The 6,260-nt window shown below is 41.4% G+C and carries 2 protein-coding genes; both read right to left on the reverse strand.

Annotated features, from left to right (window positions below; translation table 11 throughout):
- Nucleotides 1–243: 243 nt before the first annotated feature.
- On the reverse strand, nucleotides 244–4,416 hold the full coding sequence (locus ACFQ3Q_RS10695; protein WP_380745554.1) for an Ig-like domain-containing protein: 4,173 nt from the start codon (nucleotides 4,414–4,416) through the stop codon (nucleotides 244–246).
- A gap of 535 nt (nucleotides 4,417–4,951) precedes the next feature.
- The coding region (locus tag ACFQ3Q_RS10700; protein ID WP_380745556.1) for a hypothetical protein at nucleotides 4,952–6,260 on the reverse strand (1,309 nt) is incomplete at its 5' end.

Here is a 6,260-nt window from a genome sequence, read left to right on the forward strand (position 1 = left end):
TTTTCAAATAAGACGCCTGGGCGCCAAGTAATAATTTTACATACTTAATTATGTTTTCCACTCACAAAACAAACGAAGTTGAACAAACTGTATTACCATTTTAAGAAATGTTTAATGTTTCCTTAACTCCTTAAAAAGTCCGATGAATCCGTAAATTTTACCGATAAACTGCAATAAAAGAAGGATTTAAATAAAAAAAGCAGCCGAAAGGCTGCTTTAAATTTTAAGAATTAAACTTGATTTTTACTCAGAAGACAGGATAGTTTTAGAGAAACTTTCTCTGTCTGTATTCACTTTAATGATATAAGCCTGACTTGGTCTAACTGTGAATCCAAGACTTAATTGACTAATATCACCTCCGGAAACTTCTTTGAACTTAAAGTTCTGGATCATCTGACCACTTAAATTAAAGATCTGAATATTCACATTAGAGGTATAATTAAAGTTATACTTCACTGTTAAATGATCTTTAAATGGTACTGGTGATACACTGAAGCTGCCTGCATCGGCCTGTAAAGAAGATGATTCTTCACTGCCACAAGTGCCATTAGGTGCGGTAGTAGCAGCTGATCCTCCAAGCGGACAACCTGCCTGGTTTAGTCCATCCAGATAACTTCCAAAAGATCCTGCTTCTCCATTCGCAAACGCATAATTCACGTCTTCTATTAGTGTTTCTATGTCTGAATATGCAAATTCAATATCATCTTCTCCACTACTACAAGTGTTTAACAATGCTGCCACAGACTGTCGGGCAAGGTTGTAAATACCGCCACCACCTAAATTAAGTGCTTCAAGCAAGGTTAGATCTGCATCTTTAAACTCCTGTGGTGCATTAGCAAATACATTTTCATATAATGTACAAGTCTCATATTCTTCACACCATCTGTCGGTATGATTTTTCCAGTAACCAAGAGTACATCCCTCCTGGGCACATTCCTCTACGGTGACCATAATGGTGGCTGTACCATAGCAAATGTCATCTCCATTGGTGGTTTCACTCCTTACATAATAAGTAGTTGTTCCAACTTCCGGACTAACCACACTGCTTCCAAGTGCATTCATATCATTATCAGCATCTTCCTGAGTTGAATGATAAGTCACTGTACCTCCATCTGCAGACACATATAAAGAAAGGTCTACAGACTCTCCATAACAAATAGTATCTGGATTCGTGGTGGTAACGTCAGGATTGTCATACACATAGATGGTGAAAGATGCGATACTATAACAGCCTTCATCATCGTCACTGTCATTATCACTTCTTACCCAAATAACATCTGAACCTATATTAACACTAAAGGACATTGGAGTTCCTATGGCTCCGGTTTCATTCATCGCATCATTTTCGGAATTATAGAAACTAAGAGTTCCACCATCCGCATCGGTAACTCCATTGTAAAGATCGAAAGTCTGTGCTCCTGTATCTAAGTCTTCACAATCTGAAAGATCCTGAACCATTAAATCTGGATTATCATAAACTGTAACATCAAATGAAGCAATACTGAAACATCCTTCTTCACCGTCATTATCGTTGTCGCTGCGGGCCCAAAGTGTTATTGTTCCAAGATCTGCACTATACGCTCCGGGAGTACCTATAGCTCCAGATTTGTCCAAAGCGTTTTGTTCAGTTTCATAGAAACTTACGGAACCTCCGTCATCATCAGTTACAGCTGCATTCAGATTAAAGCTTTGTGAACCGGTCATTCCATCTTCACAGTCCTCTAGATCCTGGACCATAAGATCAGGATTGTCATAAACATAGATGGTGAAAGAGGCAATGCTATAACATCCTTCTTCATCATCACTGTCATTATCGCTTCTAACCCAGATAACATCGGAACCTATATTCACGCTGAAGGACATTGGAGTTCCTATGGCTCCGGTTTCATTCATTGCATCAGATTCAGATTCATAGAAACTAAGTGTTCCTCCATCGGCATCGGTTACTCCGTCATAAAGATCGAAACTTTGAGCGCCGGTCTCTCCATCTTCACAATCTGAAAGATCCTGAACCTGAAGATCGGGGTTGTCATAAACTGTCACATCAAAAGATTTGATGGTATAACAGCCTTCTTCTCCGTCATCATCATTATCAAGTCTCACCCAGAAGGTGTCACCTGCCTGTCCTACACTAACCATTGTCGGATCAGAGATCGCATTTTGAGGTACCAGAGCATCTGCTTCAGAATTGTAAAAACTTAAGCTTCCGGCATCTTCATTGCTTACTGCATCATTAAGATCAAATTCGGCTGTTTCAGCATCATCAGCCTGGCAGGAAGCAAGATCTTCCACGTCAAAATCAGGATTATCGTATACGGTAACATCAAAAGATGCAATTGAATAACAACCTTCTTCACCATCACTATCATTGTCACTGCGTGCCCATAGTGTTGTGGTTCCAAGATCGGCACTATACGATTCTGGTGAGCTTATTGCAGGAGTTCCTGCATTGGCATCACCTTCAGATGCATAGAAGCTTGTAGTTCCACTGTCGGCATCTGTTACTGCATCATTAAGATCGAAAGTTTGGGCTTCTGTAGTTCCATCTTCGCAATCGGCAAGGTCCTGAACCATAAGATCAGGGTTGTCATAAACAGTAACATCGAAAGATGCGATACTGAAACAACCTTCCTCTCCGTCATTATCATTGTCGCTACGTGCCCAAAGTGTTGTGGTTCCGAGATCGGCACTATACGATTCCGGTGAGCTTATTGCCGGGGTTCCGGCCAAAGCATTAGCTTCAGATGCATAAAAACTTGTGGAACCGCTGTCGGCATCTGTTACTGCATCATTAAGATCGAAGCTCTGTGCTTCAGTTGTTCCATCCTCACAGGCCTCCAGATCCTGAACCATTAGGTCGGGGTTATCGTATACCGTAACCATAAATGATTTTATGGTATGGCAGTTTTCCTCCCCATCATTATCATTATCCAGCCTCGCCCAGAACTCTTTCGGACTTTCAGCTACTGTTACACTTGCGGATGCTGAGATAGCTCCTGAAGCTCCCTGAGCATCAGCTAAAGAAGTATAGAAGCTCAATGTCCCTTCTTCTTCATTGCTAATGGCATCATTAAGATCGAAATCTTGTGCTCCGGTAGTACCATCTTCACAGTCATAAAGGTCTGTAACATCAAAGTCTGGTGATTCATAAATGGTTACGGTCACCATCGCTCTTGGACCTTCACAAAGGTCTACAGTACAGCTTGCCCAGTAGGAAGTTGTCTCGGTAAGTGGTCCCGGAGAAAAATCGGCTCCTGTATGAAGTAAGTTGCCTTCTTCAGCGGCATCATACCATTTAACTGTTCCCTCACAGCCTTCAGCTGTTAAGGTACCATCCCAGGTGTCACAGGCAGCATCGTCTGTAAGTTCAGGTGCTTCCGGTGTGGTATCAATTGTAATTTGGATTGGTTTTCCTGGGAAATCCTTCAATTCAGATTGGCTTGAAGAACCTGAAGTACGGGTTCTTACAAAAAGCGTACTTAAGGTAAGACATTCATCCTCCGGAAAGAATGCAGATATATTCACTGCTCCCTCGGCCCATTGATTGATGGAATACTGGTAAAAATTACCTTCCACGGGATCCTGGAAATAGATGGAAAAAGGCACTATGGACTCTACATCATTCTCGGTTCCGAATACGGTTCCTGCTTCAGGGTTCTCAACAATTCTGTATATATATCCACCTCCATCATTTTCGTCCCATTGCCTCACCACTACTTTGGCTGCTCCTCCTCCGTTGGTGAATTCAATGGTGATCAAAAGATCTCCGAGGGTCCTCCCCCCCTGTTCCCCTAATGAGCTAAAGGTTCCATCCGGTTCTGCAGTCAAGGGTTTTTGCAGCACCTCAAAGTCTATATAACTACTACCATTGGTCACCTGCCTGTCAGCTGCAAAAGCAAGCCAAAGATCTCCGTCATTTCCGTAAGTCAGACTGCCATCTGCATAAGAAAAATGCGCAATGGCATTCTGGATCTCATTTTTGTTAGGTGAAGACCCGGTACCCCAGGTATAGGTGTTGGGATCGTCATTGATCTTGTTCGAACTGGTAAAAATAGTTGGATCATTATTGGTAATATTATCCCTGAAGAAAGTAGTTTGCCCAGGATACAAATAAAAATCATCGGGATAAGGCATATCCGGAATTCCCTCTGCAATTCCATCGGAAGCAGATGGGGGGAATACCCCACCCGGGTTTTTATTTTCCGGATCTGTTCCAAATTCAAAAAGCCAGTCTCCACCGGGTTCGCCATCTACGTTCACATAAGCATTTCCGTCAATATTCAACCCTCCTAGGGGCTGTAATAATGGCGCCAGGCCTTTAATATTTTGAGAGAAGACGTCGGTTTGAAATAGAAAAGCTAAAAGAACCAGGAGCATCGTTAAAAGAGAACCGTTGGAAAACAGTCTCAACTTCATCAGGCTTTTTTGGAAAGCCTTTTGGCAAGCATCATTTTGGACGGAAGCCTTGAAGGCCTTCATCCTACTTGTAATAAGTTCCATAAGATAATTAATTAAAGGTTAGTAACTAGATTGTTTAACCGCACATAATGGAAGCAGGTAAATTTGGACAATAGCTAAATTGTTATTTAATATAAATAGCGCCGAAGGGGGGATAATCATCATTTACGGGGGAGAAAAAATGCAAAATATACCTGAGGTATAACCGTCAAAAAACACGGGGGGAAGTCCAAAATTGATCAGGAAAATAAATGATTCCTACATTCAATAGTTCAGTTGGTTAATTCCTGATTATCCAGCTGTAATTCTTTATATAAAAATACGCCAAATCCTCTTGCTTTGTATATCGAAAGGGCGATTTTAGCACTGGGTGTTTTCCTGTAAATAATACTATGCTGTTATGACAGTTTTTAAAGATCTCCGGTAGCAAGGTTTTGTAATTGAATAAAAAAAGCAGCCTTTCGGCTGCTTTAGTTTTATGATTAAACTAACTTTAGTTACCTGACATCACGCTCTTAGAGAATGATTCTCTGTCTGTAACAACTCTCATCACATATACCTGATTAGCCTTAAGGGCAAAATCAATATCTATCTGAGTTGCATCCCCACTGGTTACATTTTTATCAGCGTAAGTCCTTAATAAGTGACCACTTAGGTCAAAGAACTGGATCTGCACATTAGAAACATAATCGAATTCGTAATAAACGGTTAGTGTTTCTTTAAACGGAACCGGAGCTACACTAAATCCACTTTCTGCCACCAGGCTTTGAGTGGTTAATACATCATTAGATTCAACTAAATTATTATCAAATTCACAGTCATCCGGATCTTCGATAGGATCGGGATCACAAAATTCACCGGTATTAAGACTGATCTGTCCCTGGCTTCCACCTACGGGATCTCCGTTTCCATACTGCATTTCGAATGAAGCATAAGGATCAGAACCTACCAGCATACCACCTAAGATGGTTTTTACATCATACTTAACCGAAATTATGTAAGATGTTCCTGCTGTAGATGAGAAGGTTATTTCTACATCTCCCTGGTCAGTTCCATCACTATGATCATATATGGTCACCGAAGTTGGTTCAATAGTTCCGCACTCACTGCTGTATACCCTAACGTTCTGCTCATTTTGAGCTATGAAGTATTTAGTAAGATCGGAATCCTGGTCTATATAAACTGTTGTTGACCCGGCTTTACCGGTAACATCTGCATAGTAGAAGAATACTCCCGGTACGGCATTGTCAATAATATCACCATTAAGTGTTATACAAACATTACTTAAAGTATAATCTATAGGATCCGGATCGGTACTTTGAGTGATACATCTGTAATCTTCACAATCTGTCTGTGTTGGGAAGATATGAGCACAGTTCTCCGGTGGATCAACAGTAGCTGTATCGGTATCTGTACATCCATTGGCATCTTCAACCGTAAGCGTATAAGTACCTGTTACAAGAACTATTGGATTTTGTTCATCTGAAGTAAATCCTCCAGGTCCGGTCCAGCTGTAATCATAAGGAGCAGTTCCTCCACTGGCTGATCCCATTAACTGGAATCCGGAATCGGTACAAGGAAGATTTCCTCCTGTGGCTGTAGCTGTTGGATTATCATATACCGTTAAGGTAAACGATGTGGTTCCGTAGCAACCTTCTGTGCCATCGTTGTTATTATCACTGCGTACATAAATGGTCTCGCCGCCGGTGGAACTATACATATCTGTTCCGGTCAAGGCAGGAGTGCCTGCATCGGCATTTGCCTGGCTAGAATAGAAACTGATGGTTCCTCCATCCGCATCG

The organism is Salegentibacter chungangensis, from assembly GCF_042678405.1.
Taxonomy (GTDB): domain Bacteria; phylum Bacteroidota; class Bacteroidia; order Flavobacteriales; family Flavobacteriaceae; genus Salegentibacter_A; species Salegentibacter_A chungangensis.

What these genes read in the sequence shown, in the direction of transcription:
- ACFQ3Q_RS10695 (WP_380745554.1), bottom strand. Translation starts at nt 4,416, where the DNA reads ATGAAGTTGAGACTGTTTTCCAACGGTTCTCTTTTAACGATGCTCCTG.